This window comes from Chryseobacterium sp. c4a (assembly GCF_009900745.1).
Lineage (GTDB): Bacteria > Bacteroidota > Bacteroidia > Flavobacteriales > Weeksellaceae > Chryseobacterium.
This window is the reverse complement of the sequence record NZ_WXVU01000004.1, coordinates 184,542-199,854: the sequence shown is the minus strand read 5'-3', so window position 1 is coordinate 199,854 and position 15,313 is coordinate 184,542. Positions and strand designations below refer to the sequence as shown.

Sequence of the window (15,313 nt, the reverse complement as noted above, 5' to 3'; positions counted from 1 at the left end):
TTCAGAAAACTGTATTAAGTGACTGATTGTAGTGTATTAAAAATATATACTCATTCTACCGGAATCTCCGGTAATAAATAATCTATAAAATCTTTAAGAACATTTTAGGCATCCTGTGTGGATGGCTAGCATTCTGCTGTCTTTCAATGTATGGACGGCAAGGTGCATAAAATATTTACAATGAAAAATACAGCTAATATTTATTCTATTCCTGCTATAATAAGCATTCTGTTGTTTCAGAATTTAGCTTTTGCGGAAATACCTCATCTTAAATTAAACCATGAAAATTTAGAAATTCTTTCCACTATTACCAATGATGATCTCATTTTTATAAATGAAAAAAAACAGAAAATAGCATTAAGTGATCTGAAAGGTAAAGTAGTTTTTGTCAACTTCTGGGCTACCTGGTGCAGGCCTTGTGTAGAAGAAATGGCTTCTATCAATGAACTTAAAAAAAAGCTAAAAGAAGAAGATATTGTATTTGTAATGCTTAATATAGAAGGAGACCTAGAGAAGGCAAAAAAGTTTATGATACAAAGAGAATTAGATCTTCCTGTATACGGAATCGGAAGCTCTGTATCATCCGGTCTTTTTCAAAATGTAGTCCCAACTACATTGATTTATAATAAGAGTGGTCAATTGGAAGCCAATATTCAAGGGATGAGAGATTTTAATGATCCTCAGATTTATGAAGCATTAAAAGAACTATCAACAAAATAAAAGATATGAATCATTTACAAAAACAGATCAAGGAAAATGGGATTAAAGCTCTAATACTATCTATGGTATTTTTATCCCTCAACATCAATGCTCAAAAAATAAGTATGGAAGATTTTCAAATAGCCAAAGCAACTCATAAATCCTATCAGGCGATGTATATTATAAATGAATCTGACAAAAATAAAATGGACGCTGTGCTTAGAAATATTGGCAATGCTCTGGAAGATCCTCGCCTGAAAAATAAACTCAAAATCGTTTTGCTTGCTTTTGGTGGTGGGGTTGAGATTTTTAAAAAGAACAATACCTATGAATCTCAGCTTTTATCACTTAAAGATAAAGGAGTTGTATTCTTGCAGTGTGAAAATACCCTTAGAGAAAAGCAGATTGCAAAAGATGAATTATACAAATTTATTCATTATACGCCTTCAGGAAACGGGGAAATTATTCTCCGGCAATATGAAGGATGGGCCATCGTAAAGCCTTAATTAAAAATTTTAAAAATAACACAGCTTTTATTAATAGGCTGTGTTGTTTGTTTTTAGGTTGGTCTTTTAACTTTTTCCCCTATTTATGTCCGAATGATTGATAGAAATGTTATCTATTTTTTTGAAAACCCAATAATAATTAAGAATATTTGTAGAATCGTGTTTTTAGATTAGATGATTTTTTTCATATTAAATAGAATGTTGTAATTGGATGACTGGATTTTAATATTGATTATTAGTTGTTTATGTTTTGTGTTTAAATATTCGTTTTAAACCTAATTAGAATAATTAAAAATAAAAACCCGTTTTTCTTTGAGAATTTATAGGTAACGGTTAATTTTGCTATTTATAATAATTATAAATAATGAAATTGTATCAACGTATTTTTATTTTTCTCATTTTTAGCCTTTCCATTTCTCGAATTAGCGCACAAGATGCTGGTTTTTCAATGTCTGGAACGGTGCAGAATCACACAAAACAGGGACTAAGTGGAGTCAATATTTTTATTGAAAACACAAAAATTAAAACACAATCCGATCAAAATGGAAATTTTAGGATTCATTACAAAAAAGGAGAGGCCACATTGGTATTCAGTGTGGCGGGCTATAAGAACTTCAAGAAGAGAGTCAACTTTAGTAACGAAACATCTCCGGTAAATATTCAGTTAATAGAAGATCATGGAGCGGTTGAAGAAGTTATTGTACATGGCAAAGGCAAAGTGAAAGCACTGCAAGACGGTGCTTTTACCGTTAATGCTATTGATGTTGCTAAATTGGCTAATACGACAGCCGATCTTAATCAGGTTTTGAACAGAACTACTGGAATTAAAGTCCGCCAGCAGGGTGGTGTAGGTTCCGATTACAACTTTTCTATCAACGGAATGTCCGGGAAAGCCGTGAAATTCTTTATAGATGGTGTTCCTTTGGAAATGCTTGGGAAAGGAGTAGATCTGAGCACACTGCCTGTAAATATGGCTGATCGTGTAGAAATCTACAAAGGAGTGGTTCCTATTCACCTAAGTACTGATGCAATGGGAGGAGCTGTAAATATCATTACTCCAGCCAGTAGTAAAAATTATTTGGATGCTGGTCTGAGCTTAGGGTCTTTCAATACACAGCGCATCAATCTGAACGGGCAGTTTAAAGATGATAAAACAGGGCTGATTCTTCGCGTCAACAGTTTTTATAACCACTCGGATAACAATTACCTGATGAAGGATATGAAAATATGGAACGGAGCCAAAAACGAGTACGAACTCAGAAATCTAAAACGTTTTAATGACCGGTATCAGTCTGTTTTTGGGATGGCTGAAATTGGACTAGAAAACAAAAGCTGGGCAGATTCTTTCTTTGTTGGAGTATCTCAATCAGTGTTCGATAAACAGATACAGACAGGTTCCAATCAGGATGTTGTTTATGGTGGAGTAAAGCAAAATGGAGAAGCTCAAAATTCCTTTATGAAGTATAAAAAAGCTAATCTTTTCAATGATCATTTGGATGTGAATGTGTATGCAGGTTTCTCTAAAAGCATTCAGAAAGCAACCGATACTCTTATGCGTAAATATAGTTGGGATGGTACGTATGTGCCTTCTGCTACCAGTGAAAAAGGAGGAAGAAGTATTATCATGCAGCATGAAGACCGTCTTTATTCGCAAGTAGGAGCTACATATAAAATCGTTGAACATCATAAGCTTATCTTCAATTATGTTCTCGATTATCTAAAGAATATCACCTTCAATCAACTTGAAGAAGAGAAAAAAGATGTACCTCCGGCCAAGATGACCAAGCAAATTCTATCTATGGCTTATCAACAGGAATTTTTTAATAAGCATTGGACTAATATTTTCTTTGGTAAATATTACAGTGTAGGACTTCAAAAAATGGTTTTTGATCCGGTAACGAGAACTGATAATCCGGTAAAAGATAATTTTAGCAGCTGGGGATATGGTTTTGCCACAACGGTAAAAATTACAAAAGGACTGGGAATAAAAGGATCATTTGAACGTTCTTATCGTTTGGTGGAACCTCAAGAAATTTTCGGAGATGGAGTAGCGGTAACCAGTAATATGAATCTAAAGCCAGAAACGAGTGATAATGTAAATGTAGGTTTATACTTCAATCATCACTGGGGACAACATGCTTTTCGTATTGAGGGAGCAGGATATATACGCGATACCAAAGATTTTATTTATACTGTTCCTAATTTGTATAACAGTACCTTCAAATATGAAAACCTATCCAATATTTTTACCCGTGGATTGGAAGGAGAACTAAACTATCAGTATAAAAGACTTCTGAATGTATTAATGAATGTGAGCTACAACAAAGCTTATGACAATACAAAATTTGCCAATAATAGTGACGATGTAATTTCAGCAACTTACGAAAAAGATGTTCCCAATCAGCCTTGGCTATTTGGAAATTTAAATGTCAGCATTGGTAAGGATGACTGGTTTCAGAAAGAAAGTCGTGTAGAGCTTTATTACGGTTTGCAGATGACCGAATGGTTTTACAAAAACTGGAAAACCTATGGGAATCCAAGAAACATCCCCATTATCCCAAGACAAACGCTGCATAACATTGGAATAAGCTATTCTATGAAGAACGGAAGGTATAATGTCGCATTCGATGTTACCAACCTTAGTGATGCATTGGCGTATGACAATTTCAAACTTCAGAAGCAAGGACGTGCTTTCTATATAAAATTCAGATATCTATTTAAGTAAAAGATCATGACACAATATTTCAGAAACAGTATATTTTTAATACTCGCATGTTTAACCATTATGAGTTGTGAAAATGAACCCAACTACGGAGATTCCGGAAGTGGTGAAAAAGACTATAAATATTTTCTGCTTTCCGCATTAGGAAGCTGGCCGAATACTGTGCACTATATGACGGCAACCAATGATCTTACCAAAGGAGCAATGGATATTACCAAAGAAGGTGACGAGATCAATTCCAAAGGAACCTACTCCTATATTGTAAAAAATGGTTTTATCTATAACTACAAAACCGATCAGGGAATATTCAAAAAGTTTAAATATACCCAGGATAGGCTCACTACTGTAAAAGAAGTTCCCTATACGTATATCAGTGATATTTCCAGCTATGTATGGGTAGATGATCATACATTGGTTATTATAGGAGAGACTGGTGATGGTCAGCATGTTCGTTATAGTGTTTTCAATGCTTCAGATCTTAGCATCATCCGCCAGGGAGAGATTGAAGGATTTGAACCTTTCCCGAATGATTATAATTTCTATACACTAGGTGCTATAACTTATATGGATGGGCAGATCTATATGCAGTATAGTTTCCGTAATGGTAAATGGATCACTCCAGATTATCACAACTTTGCGGTAATCGATTACAATACTTTCAAAGTAAAATATTCGGTAAAAGATAGCCGAACTTCCGGGGTAGCTAACGGTTCTCCATATTATAAGACTTCTTTCAGAAAAGATAATGAAGTCTTTTACTATGCCTGCTATCCACGAGTAGGAGCAGGAACAAGTAAAATTTATCTTTTGAGAACTCTTAAAGGTGCTGCTTCGCCGGATACAGGCTATCAGATTAATCTTACAGATATTGTAGGAGGTAAAGTGCTGGAAACAATGATCGAATATATTGGTAATAATAAAATGGTTGTCCTGTATCGTGATCCGGCATTAGGAAATGTTTATAATGGACGTTACGCTATTGTGGATCTGGAAACCAGACAGTTGGTTCGTGTATTGGATGAACTGCCAGGTGATGAACCTTATGAACAAGGTCTGTTCGTTCAGGATAAAAAACTATACATTGCTGTAAATGCTAGTAAAGGAGGAAACTATGTATGGATATATGATCTAAAGACAGACAAAATAACCAAAGGAATGAAGCTGCCAGATAATATTTCCGGCTTTGCAAGGTTCGATAAGTTTTATGACTAATCATAGCATAGAAATAAATAATTAGATTTCATTAAAAAAGCTGTTCTCAAAATTATTGAGAACAGCTTTTTTGTTTGTGTTAAAAGAAACCTTGTCGAGGCTTTAGAGAACTAAAGTTTGTAATTAAAAGACAACGTTACCACTCGGCTATCCAGATTGTATTTCTGTCGGATAGTAGAACTGAAATTATCTCCTGTTACGCGATAGTTGTTAGTTTTTAATAAATCTGTCACGGCTAATTTTACTGTAGCTTTATCCTTCCATAATGTTTTAGAAACACCCAATGTAAGATCAAAATAAGCATCACGGATAAACAAGCCAATATTAGATTTTGAAAAATACTGTGCATTAGCCTCTGCTTTCAAGCCTTTCACAATATTGAAGCTGTTTTGTGCATTCAATGTAAAGGCGAGCTGAGAACTGTTTACCGAATAATTTTGGTAATTTCCCTTATACTCATTATTGAATATATTAAACATAGAAGTAAGTGACCAGAAACTGAAAAGCTTTGTTGTTGCTGTAATGTTGGCACCATATACATAAGATTTATTCAGGTTGTCCTGGGTCTTTACCAGAATTCCTGTGTCTGGCTGGTAGTTGTAGACTTCCGTCATTACATCATTTGTTACACTAAAATACGCTGATGCTATAATATATTTTCCCCATGTATAACCCAATTCAGTGGCGTGAGTAAACTCAGGATTAAGGTTAGGGTTTCCCTGCCAGTAGTTGAAAGGATCATCGTAGAAACGGAAAGGATTCAGGTCGAAATGACTCGGTCTGTTGATTCTCTTACTGTATGATGCATAAAATCCATGCTGGTCATTCATCTGGTATTTCACTGATGCACTTGGGAAAAGATTGGTATAATCTCTTTTTCGTTGTTCTTGGGATGTTTTCTGGTTGATATCCGTATGGGTCATTTCAGTTCTCAATCCTAATTGGAACGTCCATTTTTTCAGATTTAGCTTGTAATTGGCATACAATGCGTGTATTTGCTCTTTGTATTCATATTCATTACTTGCCTTATCATCATTGATCCATTCTTCACCCTGCTGTACAAAATATTGCGAAGGGTTATTATTAGACTTTAAAGTAGATTTTAGTCCTGTTTCCAGGCTATGCAATTCACTAAAAGGCAATGTAAAGTCAACTTTAGCATTGAAGACTTTTAAGCGGGAAGCAATATTTCCTTTTCTATTGTTAAATTTCTCTGTTCCCTGATTGACTAGTGCATTCGAAAGCTGATTCTGACGGGATGTAAAACGGGATGTTTCATATTCCAGATCCAGATCTACCTTGTAACCCTTATCGTTGAAGAGATGAGTACCCTTTACATTATAGGTGTAATCGTACCAGTTTTCTTTGCTGCTGTTGTCAGAAAATACATGAGCAAACAGATTGTCTGCAGGTTGAAATATTTTATTTTCGCCTTTAGAAAAATCTTCATATCGGCCTATTTTCGCATCAAATAAAGCACCAACGGTCGTTTTATCACTCAACGCATAATCTGCCCCAAACTTAAAATTATTAGAGGTCAAAGGTTCATTGGTCGTTGAATTCTGATCTGTCCTTCGAATGACCTGCTGAGGCTGTTTTTCATCAAAGAAAATCTGGTTAAAGTTTCGTCTTTCCTCTTCACCACGGAATGTATAACTATAATCGCCATGTAGAGATAATTTTTTGCGGGTATAGTTTAAGCTCAATCCAGTGTTAACTCTGTTTTTCCGGCCTCTTCCGCCATTGAGATAATAATTGCCACTCATCCCTTCCAACGAACTTTTTTTAAGGACAATATTAATAATACCTGCATTTCCGGCAGCATCATATTTGGAAGAAGGATTTGCAATAATTTCAATATTCTTTACCAGGGTAGAGTTGGTAGAACGTAATAGATTAGCGAGTTCTTTAGTAGATAAAGAGCTTAGCTTCCCATTAATCATCACACTTACTCCTTTCTTTCCGCGTAAAGAGAGTTCACCGTCCTGCGAAACGACCACACCTGGTGTTTGGCCCAGGACTTCCAATACAGTAGTACCATCAGACAAGACACTATTTTCTACATTAAAAATCATTTTATCGGCTTTCTGCTGAAAGACCGCTTTGTTACCTTTTAATACAACACTGCTAATCTCTGAAATTTTTTCTGCCTGCAAAGAGTCGTTCAGATTTTCTGTTTGCCCGTAGGCATTCAGGCTTGCCATTAAAGGTAGCCACATATAATGCTTCTTCATGATAATAGATTTTAGGTTGTTGTTTTCTTTTTATTTCTACGGCCCCACCAGATCATAAAACCGGTGATGGGCAACGAGGCACAGAATAAACTCATGATAAATGCCAGTATTTTTCCAGGCATTCCGAAGAAGGCTCCCACATGTAAATCATAAGTAGCATCTGTTGCTTTTTGAGCCATAAGTTTATCCTTGTGAGGACGGTTAAAGAGTAGCTTCCCTGAATGTTCGTCAAAAATCATCATGGAAGACTCTGCATAAGTAAATTCTTTTTCCTTGACCCAAATGCTTAAATTCTCGTGTTTATGATCTGCTTCAGCATGATCTTCCAGATCAACTCCAAAGGAATAAGCTTTAGGATAATGAATTTTTACCTGTTCTATAATACGGTCGATCGTCGTTACAGTTTCAACCGATTCCGGAGCTGTTGTTTTGTATTGGCTGTAATCCGGAGTAGCAGAAGAAAAGCCGTTAAGTAATATATATACCCATGTTTGAGTAATACGGAATGAATACATAATACCGGTAATAGCCACAATAATAGCCAAAAAGGAAGCATAAAAACCAAGAATATTATGCACATCGTAATTCTTACGTCGCCAGCCCTTTACTTTTTCCCATTGGAACCATAGGCGCTGTTTACGCATTTTTTTATTCTTTGGCCACCATAGGATAATCCCTGTAACCAGCATAATCACAAAAATAATGGTAGAAACTCCCACAATAGTACCTCCAACACTATCACTTAATAATAATGAGCGGTGTAGGGCCATACAGATGAAGAAAGGATTATTTTTTACATCATATATGGCGATTACCTTTCCGGTATATTGGTTTACATAAACGTTTTTATAGACGATAATACTATTGAAGTGATTCCAGCCATCAGGATTCCCTTTAACCAGTCCGAATTGATAAGAACGGGCAGGATCAATAGGAATGGTAACCTCTTCTGCTTTTACGATCTCATTTTTCAATTGAGAATTGACCCTGTCTTTTAGTTCATGCAAAGGAATAGGCTTCTTATGTTGAATATCCTTCTCTCCATGAAAGATGTGTTCCTCACGCAATATTGCAGTAATATCTTCATTGAAAACAAAAAATGCACCTGACAAAGAAACGATTAAAACAATGATTCCTGAAAGCAACCCTAGCCATAAATGGGCTTTTAAAATATATTTTTTAAAGGTTCCTTTAGATTTCCGGTTATTGTTTTTTTGCATTTTATTATTATTTAGTCTTATTAAAAATAAATAAGTTGCAAATATAGATTATTTATAATAATTCTAAAGAAAGGGAAAGCTTAATTTCACTCTAAAAACCTGACTTTTATTAGGATTTATGAGAATGGATATTTACGAGTATAAAAAGATTGTTATAAAAGAGATTCCCTGGGAGAGTTGAAAATATACTTTTTGAACTTGAAAATGATAGATGACATTATTATACCACTGAAATTGTTCATGATATAGCCTTCATTACTGATAAAAAAACTATATTTGAATAAAATTATTATCCTGATTTACAGTTTGTTGTATTGTATTTTAGGTTATCACTAAAAAAATAGTTGTTTGAATCAATTTTATTTCTACATTTGTATAACTAATTTCTTAGTGATATAAAAGTTGCGAATTATATATCACATTAATGATAAATGAACAGGATATGAAAAACCAGACTTTAACAAAAGCGGAAGAGCAGGTAATGCAATATGTATGGAAATTGGAAAAAGGATTTCTTAAAGATATTCTTGATCTTTTTCCCGAACCAAAACCGCATACCAATACTGTTTCTACCATTTTAAAAGTATTAAAGGACAAGGAGTTTGTAGACTATAACGTTCATGGAAGGCAGCATGAATATTTTCCACTGGTTACCAAAGAACAGTATTCAGGGAAAACAATGAAAAGCCTTGTAAAGAATTATTTTAAAGGATCCTATAAAAGTGCCGTTTCATTTTTGGTAGAAAAGAATGAAATGACAGTAGAAGATCTTGAAATGCTATTGGACGAACTCAAACATAAAGACTAATAACCATGGAGGCTCTACTTTTATACTTTGGAAAAATAATTTTATGTTCAGGTGTAATGTTTCTGTACTATCAGTTGTCTTTAAAAGACAAGACATTCCATCATTATAACAGATTCTATCTGTTGTCTGCCATTTTGATATCGCTATTGTTGCCGCTTATCAAAATAGAGGATTTTACAATAGAAGTAAGTAATGAGATGTATTTGCTTCTTGGGAAAATTAAGAATTTTAATACAGAAAAAAACTTAGACAATGGTAACCTTTATTTTAACATTATTTTTTCAGCTTTGGGACTGGTTTCTCTCTATTTTTTAGGGAAGCTTATCTACGGAATCATCAAGATTCAGCAGTTTAAGGAACAGTTTCACAAAGAAAGTTTTGACGGCATCAATTTTTACCGTACAAACCTGACCGAAGCACCGTTTTCATATTTTAAAAACCTTTTCTGGAAGAATACCATTACACTGGATTCTGAAATCGGAAAACAAATTTTAAAGCATGAGATGGTACATATTGAACAGAAACATTCATTTGATAGAATTCTTATTGAAGTGGTAACCGCTGTTTTCTGGTTCAATCCGTTCTTTCATATCATTAAAAAAGAAATTAGTTTAATTCATGAGTATCAGGCTGATCAAAAAGCCGTGAAGCATTCGGACACCAAAGCATTTGCGCAGATGCTTTTAGCAAGCCACTTTTCCGGAACACAGTTGGCTGCTGCCAGTCCGTTTCTAAGTTCAAACCTTAAAAAAAGACTTAAAATGTTACAAAAACCAAGAACCAAATTCGGGTATGCGCGTAGAATCCTAGCGTTGCCGGTTTTATTTACAGTAGCTTTTGCTTATCTGGTAAATGCTAAGAACAAAGAAATTGAAGAAACAAACTTATCTATTAAGAAAGCAGTTTCAGAAATCAAAAAAGATACCGTAAGTCCTGAAAAGGCAGAACAAAAGAAAATTACAGAACCAGGATCTCTTTCTCCAAAAGAAGAAGAAAGATTGGCTGAACTTGATAAAAAGATCAAGGAAAAAGAAAGAGAACTTGATGGACTGAATCCTGACAGCGAAGAATTTAATAAGAAAATTGAGGAAATAAGTTCTATGGCTGCTGAAATTGGCAGTATTACTGCTGAAATTGAAGTGGACGCATATTTCAAGTCTGATGAATGGAAAAAACAGATGAAGGATCTTGAAAATATGGATCCTCTTTCCCCACAAGAGATTAAAAAAATAAAGAAAGAAGCTGAAAAAGCAGCAAAGGAGGGTGCTAAAGCAGCTAGAGAGGCCAGTAAAGCTGGAAAGGAAGCTGAAAAAGCAGCAATAGAAGGAGCCAAAGCAGCTAGAGAGGCCAGTAAAGTTGGAAAGGAAGCTGAAAAAGCAGCAATAGAAGGAGCCAAAGCAGCAATAGAAGCGAGTAGAGCTAGTAAAGCTGGAAAGGAAGCTGCAAAAATAGCAAGGGAGACCGCAAAAATCGGAAAAGTAGCTGCTGAGCAAGCACGAATTGAATTTGATAAAACTAAAAAAGAAAGCGATAAAGCAAAAGTGGAAGCAGAAGAAGCAAGACAGGAAGCTGATAATGTAAGAAGGAATTTTAAGAACATCAACTTTACTGCTGCCAATGGTTCACCCAAGACTATGGTTTTGCAAGCCGATTTTATCAAAAAAGATGGAAATGGAAACATTACCATGAATGGAGTTAAAAGATATGATGTGAGAGGTTGGGAAGAAGCTAAATACTTCCTCAATGGAAAAGAAGTTTCCAAAGCAGAAGCTCTTAGTATCAAACCTGAGAATATTGAAAGTATGAATATTATGAAGGAAAATAAAGTAAGAGGCACACAGAATGAAATAAGAATTCAGACAAAGAAATAAAGTTCAACCAGGCTTTGCCAATACTCTATTGGCAAAGCCTCTTTTTAATCATACATTATGAAAGCTAAAGTTCTATTTTTTATGCTCCTGGGGGTCTTTGCCAATGCACAGTTCAACAGGTTTTTCTATGAATATAAGTTTATTCCGGATTCTAACAATAAGGATGATGTAAAGAAAGAAATGATGTTGCTGGATATTGATAAAAATGGGTCGAACTATTACAGTCAGGATAAGTTTGTAGCAGATTCCATAGGAAGAGCTAATCTTGAAAAGCAATTGAAGGCTGGAAGCGGGAGTATAAGTATGAATAGAAGTGAGAAGCCGGGAATGGTTTCTTATAGGGTAACCAAGCAGTATCCTGATTTTAAAACTTACCTTTTCAGAAGTATTTCTATGGATAAATACAAAATTAAGGAAGATAAAAAACCAGAATGGAAAATTTTACCTGAAAAGCAGAAAATAGGAGAATACAATGCCCAGAAGGCAACCACAAGTTTTGGTGGAAGAGATTGGATTGCATGGTTTACCACAGACATTCCTATTCAGGACGGACCTTATATATTTTATGGGCTTCCAGGTCTTATCGTGAAACTGGAAGATGTTACAGGTTCTCACAGTATGCAGCTTGTAGGGAATAAAAGTATAAAAGCTCAGGAGAAAGATGCAGAGCTCACGCTTCCAGGAAATGTGAAAATACTGGGACTGGACGGTAAGGATATTGAAGTAACCAAAGATCAGTTTAAAAAAGCCTGGAAGGCTTATGTGAATGATCCTACTAAGAATATGAGGGAACTGATGATGAGAAATGGTGGTGAAGCTGGTGGGAAAGTAGCTTTTAAAATAAAAACAACAGACGGAAAAGAATTTTCAGACCCTAATGAGGTGTTTAAAGAAATGGAAAAGCGGACAAAAGAGATGCTTCAAAAAGATAACAATCCGATACAACCGGATCTGGTAAACTAAAATTATGATTTTATATAAAACAGAATAATCCCAAAGGTTGTTCTGTTTTTGTTTTTACAGGCTAATATATCTACATTTAAACGACTTTAAACTTTGAATCTTTATGACAGAAAAAGAAAAATGTGAAGCAGGACTTTTATATAACGCAAATTATGATGCACAGTTGATTCAGGAGCGAATGGTTTGTAAAGATCTGTGCCTGGAATATAATGCGTTGAAAAATTCTGATGCAGAAGAAAGGAGCCGACTACTTAAAAAGATATTAGGCAGTACAAAGGAAAATCTATGTATTGAACCCTCTTTCTGGTGTGATTACGGATATAATATTCAAGTAGGTGAAAATTTTTACTCCAATCATAACCTTGTGATTTTAGATTGTGCAAAGGTAAGATTTGGTGATCATGTTTTTATTGGCCCTAATTGCAGTTTTTATACGGCAGGACACCCGCTTGATGTAAAACAGAGAAATGAAGGTCTGGAATATGCCCATCCGATTACAGTAGGAGATAATGTGTGGCTGGGAGGCAATGTAGTGGTTTTACCTGGTGTTACGATTGGGAATAATACAGTAATAGGAGCAGGAAGTGTAGTTACGAAAGATATTCCGGAGAATGTTGTCGCCGTAGGAAACCCTTGTAGGGTCGTGAAAAGTATTGAAGAAAATAAATAAAACAAATCCCGGAACGAAGTTCCGGGATTTGTTTTATCTGAAATAACAGTCAGTAATTAAGATAATTTCTGAGAATCAGCAATAAATTGAGCCAATCCGCTATCTGTTAATGGGTGCTTTAATAAGCTCAAGATCGGAGGAAGTGGAGATGTAATAACATCAGCTCCGATTTTAGCACAGTCGATAATGTGCATTGAGTGACGGATAGAAGCAGCTAAGATTTCAGTTTCAAACATATAGTTGTCGAAAATTAATCTGATTTCCTGGATAAGATTTAATCCGTCTGTAGAAATATCATCTAATCTTCCTAGGAATGGAGAAACATAAGTAGCTCCTGCTTTAGCAGCTAAAAGAGCCTGTCCCGGAGAGAAGATCAATGTACAGTTTGTTCTGATTCCTTTATCAGAAAAATATTTTAACGCTTTGATACCATCCTTGATCATTGGGATTTTTACAACGATATTTGGGTGGATTGCAGCCAATTCGTCTCCTTCTTTGATCATTTCTTCATACGTTGTAGAAAGTACTTCAGCAGAAATATCTCCATCTACAAGCTCGCAGATCGTTTTATAATGGTTTTTGATCGCTTCAGCTCCCTGAATACCTTCTTTAGCCATTAATGAAGGGTTGGTCGTTACACCATCTAAGATTCCAAGATCTTTAGCTTCCTTGATTTGCTCTAAATTAGCTGTGTCAATAAAAAATTTCATTTTGTTAAATAGATTTATTGATACAAAGATAAGTGATTTAATTGAGTTCTGGAGTATGATTTTTTCGGGCGATGGTTGAAGTGGGACGTAGTAGAGTATGAGTGTGATAGATAATAAGTAATCATTGTAATAGTAAAAGAAAAATTTCATTGCACATAAAATCTAATTAGCTAATTTTGTCTATAATCTATAACATAATCCCATGAAACCTTCTTTTAAAGCCACTTTAGAAATTATAGGAATCAACCCTTTTGTTTTTATTCCGGAAGAGGTTCTTGAAAGAATTTTTGAAACTTCTGGAAAGAATAAAAGCCCGATTCCGGTGAAAGGAACAGTGAATGGAAAGGAGTTTGAACAAAATTTGATGAAATATTTGGGCGAATGGAGATTGTATGTGAATTTGACCATGCTAAAAAATTCACCCAAGAGGATTGGCGAAATGATTGAAGTTGTGATGGAATATGATGATGTTGAAAGAAGCATTTCTATTCATCCTCAATTAGAAAAGGCTATAAGAGACAGTACAGTGGCAACAGCCAACTTTGAAAAACTGATTCCATCAAGAAGACATGAGCTGATGAAGTATATCAATAACCTGAAAACGGAGGCAAGTATTCAGCGTAATGTCGAAAAAATTATCAGGCATTTGCATGGAGAAATAGATTTCTTTGGAAAGAAGATTGAATAGGGGAATAAAATAATGATTATTAAAATTGTTCTATCCTGAAAATTTGATAGTAGGTTACAGTTTTCAGCTAGTTTTCTTAAAATTTTATTTTTATTAGTATCTATTTATAGTCATAATATATATGGTTAATTATATCAGCTTTGTGGGATGATTAAAAATTTCGTAAACTTGTTATAACCAAATGATAAAAAGATTATAAAATGAGCACAACAGTTCCAACCCTGTTACACGTTCCCTTCTCAGATACTCCTCAAAGAAAGTATACCTATGAATATGTAAAGAATACAATAGATAGAAGCCAAACTCTTGCTTTTGACTTTGACACAGAATACAGTGGCCTTGCTAAAGGTGGAAGTACCAACTCTGCCATTCAAATTAACAGACAAAATGTTTTCATGAATGAAGACTATTTAGAAGAAACCCTTATAGGAGAATTAGTAGGAAATTGCTCATCCACATTATTTCCTCTGAATTTAATTACAAATCAATTTGGATTCCTAAAGAGAATAGATAAACATGAGGACATTATTTCTCGTTGGGATCAGATAAAGCCTAATCTCCTGTTACTCTATAACAGCGATACTTCACTTAATTTTATTCATAAAGTTGAGGGCTTATATAAAAGCCCTGAGAATTTATTAAAAAGTTTTCAATGTGATTGGTTCTTTATAACATTCTTCTTCCCTCTATATGGAAATTACGGAGACAACAGAATTGTTGAACTGGAATATGATTTCCCTATATCTTCTTCTAATAAAAAAGAAACTTATCATGTGTATATGGAGCTTAAAGATGTGAATGACGAAAATGGAAAGATTGCAATAGTAATGCATGGAAAATCTTTACAAAAAGAAGAGAATACCTTAAAAGGATATATTCTGTTAAATGAAGATAAAACGATCCATGAAATAATGTTTCATTTTGACTTTAGAGAATATCAAGAAGATATTAAAATTAGAATCTGGGAAAGAAATAATTAGTTAATATTTTTTTTTTTAAAATTCCCTTTA

At 34.6% G+C, this 15,313-nt stretch carries 13 protein-coding genes; 10 read left to right on the top strand and 3 right to left on the bottom strand.

Features of this window, described 5'->3' with window-relative positions:
• Positions 1 to 180 precede the first annotated feature (180 nt).
• From GTR01_RS08315 to GTR01_RS08300, 4 genes are all read left to right on the top strand, one after another.
• Positions 181 to 720: a TlpA family protein disulfide reductase gene (locus GTR01_RS08315; protein WP_160137380.1), complete on the top strand. Its 540-nt coding sequence runs from the start codon at positions 181 to 183 to the stop codon at positions 718 to 720.
• Between the two features lie 5 nt (positions 721 to 725).
• Positions 726 to 1,205, top strand: a complete 480-nt coding sequence (locus GTR01_RS08310; protein WP_160137379.1) for a DsrE family protein — start codon at positions 726 to 728, stop codon at positions 1,203 to 1,205.
• Between the two features lie 364 nt (positions 1,206 to 1,569).
• On the top strand, positions 1,570 to 3,930 hold the full coding sequence (locus tag GTR01_RS08305) for a TonB-dependent receptor (protein ID WP_160137378.1): 2,361 nt from the start codon (positions 1,570 to 1,572) through the stop codon (positions 3,928 to 3,930).
• Between the two features lie 60 nt (positions 3,931 to 3,990).
• Positions 3,991 to 5,139 (top strand): hypothetical protein, encoded by a 1,149-nt coding sequence (locus GTR01_RS08300; RefSeq protein WP_228452185.1) that lies wholly within the window; start codon positions 3,991 to 3,993, stop codon positions 5,137 to 5,139.
• 110 nt (positions 5,140 to 5,249) lie between these two features.
• Here the strand turns inward: GTR01_RS08300 and GTR01_RS08295 are convergent, their stop codons facing one another.
• On the bottom strand, positions 5,250 to 7,373 hold the full coding sequence (locus GTR01_RS08295; RefSeq protein WP_160137376.1) for a TonB-dependent receptor domain-containing protein: 2,124 nt from the start codon (positions 7,371 to 7,373) through the stop codon (positions 5,250 to 5,252).
• An 11-nt stretch (positions 7,374 to 7,384) separates the two neighbouring features.
• The gene (locus GTR01_RS08290) at positions 7,385 to 8,593 is read right to left on the bottom strand and encodes a PepSY-associated TM helix domain-containing protein (RefSeq protein WP_160137375.1); all 1,209 of its coding nucleotides are present in this window, start codon (positions 8,591 to 8,593) and stop codon (positions 7,385 to 7,387) included.
• Between the two features lie 442 nt (positions 8,594 to 9,035).
• Between GTR01_RS08290 and GTR01_RS08285 the strand changes: the two genes are divergently transcribed.
• From GTR01_RS08285 to GTR01_RS08270, 4 genes are all read left to right on the top strand, one after another.
• On the top strand, positions 9,036 to 9,401 hold the full coding sequence (locus GTR01_RS08285) for a BlaI/MecI/CopY family transcriptional regulator (RefSeq protein WP_160137374.1): 366 nt from the start codon (positions 9,036 to 9,038) through the stop codon (positions 9,399 to 9,401).
• A gap of 5 nt (positions 9,402 to 9,406) precedes the next feature.
• Positions 9,407 to 11,272, top strand: coding sequence for a M56 family metallopeptidase (locus GTR01_RS08280; protein ID WP_160137373.1), 1,866 nt, complete (start codon positions 9,407 to 9,409; stop codon positions 11,270 to 11,272).
• 57 nt (positions 11,273 to 11,329) lie between these two features.
• Complete coding sequence (locus GTR01_RS08275; protein ID WP_160137372.1) at positions 11,330 to 12,235, top strand: GLPGLI family protein; 906 nt, start codon at positions 11,330 to 11,332, stop codon at positions 12,233 to 12,235.
• Positions 12,236 to 12,338: 103 nt separating this feature from the next.
• Entirely contained in the window at positions 12,339 to 12,905 is a 567-nt protein-coding gene (locus GTR01_RS08270; protein WP_160137371.1) for a sugar O-acetyltransferase, read from the top strand.
• A 56-nt stretch (positions 12,906 to 12,961) separates the two neighbouring features.
• Here the strand turns inward: GTR01_RS08270 and fsa are convergent, their stop codons facing one another.
• Positions 12,962 to 13,615, bottom strand: coding sequence for a fructose-6-phosphate aldolase (fsa, locus tag GTR01_RS08265; protein WP_123856173.1), 654 nt, complete (start codon positions 13,613 to 13,615; stop codon positions 12,962 to 12,964).
• A 202-nt stretch (positions 13,616 to 13,817) separates the two neighbouring features.
• Here fsa and GTR01_RS08260 point away from each other — a divergent pair, with 202 nt between their 5' ends.
• Both GTR01_RS08260 and GTR01_RS08255 read left to right on the top strand, forming a co-directional pair.
• A complete protein-coding gene (locus GTR01_RS08260; RefSeq protein ID WP_160137370.1) occupies positions 13,818 to 14,303 on the top strand; it encodes a YdeI/OmpD-associated family protein in 486 nt (161 codons plus the stop codon).
• A gap of 200 nt (positions 14,304 to 14,503) precedes the next feature.
• Complete coding sequence (locus GTR01_RS08255) at positions 14,504 to 15,283, top strand: hypothetical protein (RefSeq protein WP_160137369.1); 780 nt, start codon at positions 14,504 to 14,506, stop codon at positions 15,281 to 15,283.
• Positions 15,284 to 15,313: the final 30 nt, after the last annotated feature.

Excerpts from the sequence above, each read along its gene's own strand:
- GTR01_RS08315 (WP_160137380.1), top strand. The coding sequence starts at position 181 with ATGAAAAATACAGCTAATATTTATTCTATTCCTGCTATAATAAGCATT.
- GTR01_RS08310 (WP_160137379.1), top strand. The coding sequence starts at position 726 with ATGAATCATTTACAAAAACAGATCAAGGAAAATGGGATTAAAGCTCTA.
- GTR01_RS08305 (WP_160137378.1), top strand. The coding sequence starts at position 1,570 with ATGAAATTGTATCAACGTATTTTTATTTTTCTCATTTTTAGCCTTTCC.
- GTR01_RS08300 (WP_228452185.1), top strand. The coding sequence starts at position 3,991 with ATGAGTTGTGAAAATGAACCCAACTACGGAGATTCCGGAAGTGGTGAA.
- GTR01_RS08295 (WP_160137376.1), bottom strand. The coding sequence starts at position 7,373 with ATGAAGAAGCATTATATGTGGCTACCTTTAATGGCAAGCCTGAATGCC.
- GTR01_RS08290 (WP_160137375.1), bottom strand. The coding sequence starts at position 8,593 with ATGCAAAAAAACAATAACCGGAAATCTAAAGGAACCTTTAAAAAATAT.
- GTR01_RS08285 (WP_160137374.1), top strand. The coding sequence starts at position 9,036 with ATGAAAAACCAGACTTTAACAAAAGCGGAAGAGCAGGTAATGCAATAT.
- GTR01_RS08280 (WP_160137373.1), top strand. The coding sequence starts at position 9,407 with ATGGAGGCTCTACTTTTATACTTTGGAAAAATAATTTTATGTTCAGGT.
- GTR01_RS08275 (WP_160137372.1), top strand. The coding sequence starts at position 11,330 with ATGAAAGCTAAAGTTCTATTTTTTATGCTCCTGGGGGTCTTTGCCAAT.
- GTR01_RS08270 (WP_160137371.1), top strand. The coding sequence starts at position 12,339 with ATGACAGAAAAAGAAAAATGTGAAGCAGGACTTTTATATAACGCAAAT.
- fsa (WP_123856173.1), bottom strand. The coding sequence starts at position 13,615 with ATGAAATTTTTTATTGACACAGCTAATTTAGAGCAAATCAAGGAAGCT.
- GTR01_RS08260 (WP_160137370.1), top strand. The coding sequence starts at position 13,818 with ATGAAACCTTCTTTTAAAGCCACTTTAGAAATTATAGGAATCAACCCT.
- GTR01_RS08255 (WP_160137369.1), top strand. The coding sequence starts at position 14,504 with ATGAGCACAACAGTTCCAACCCTGTTACACGTTCCCTTCTCAGATACT.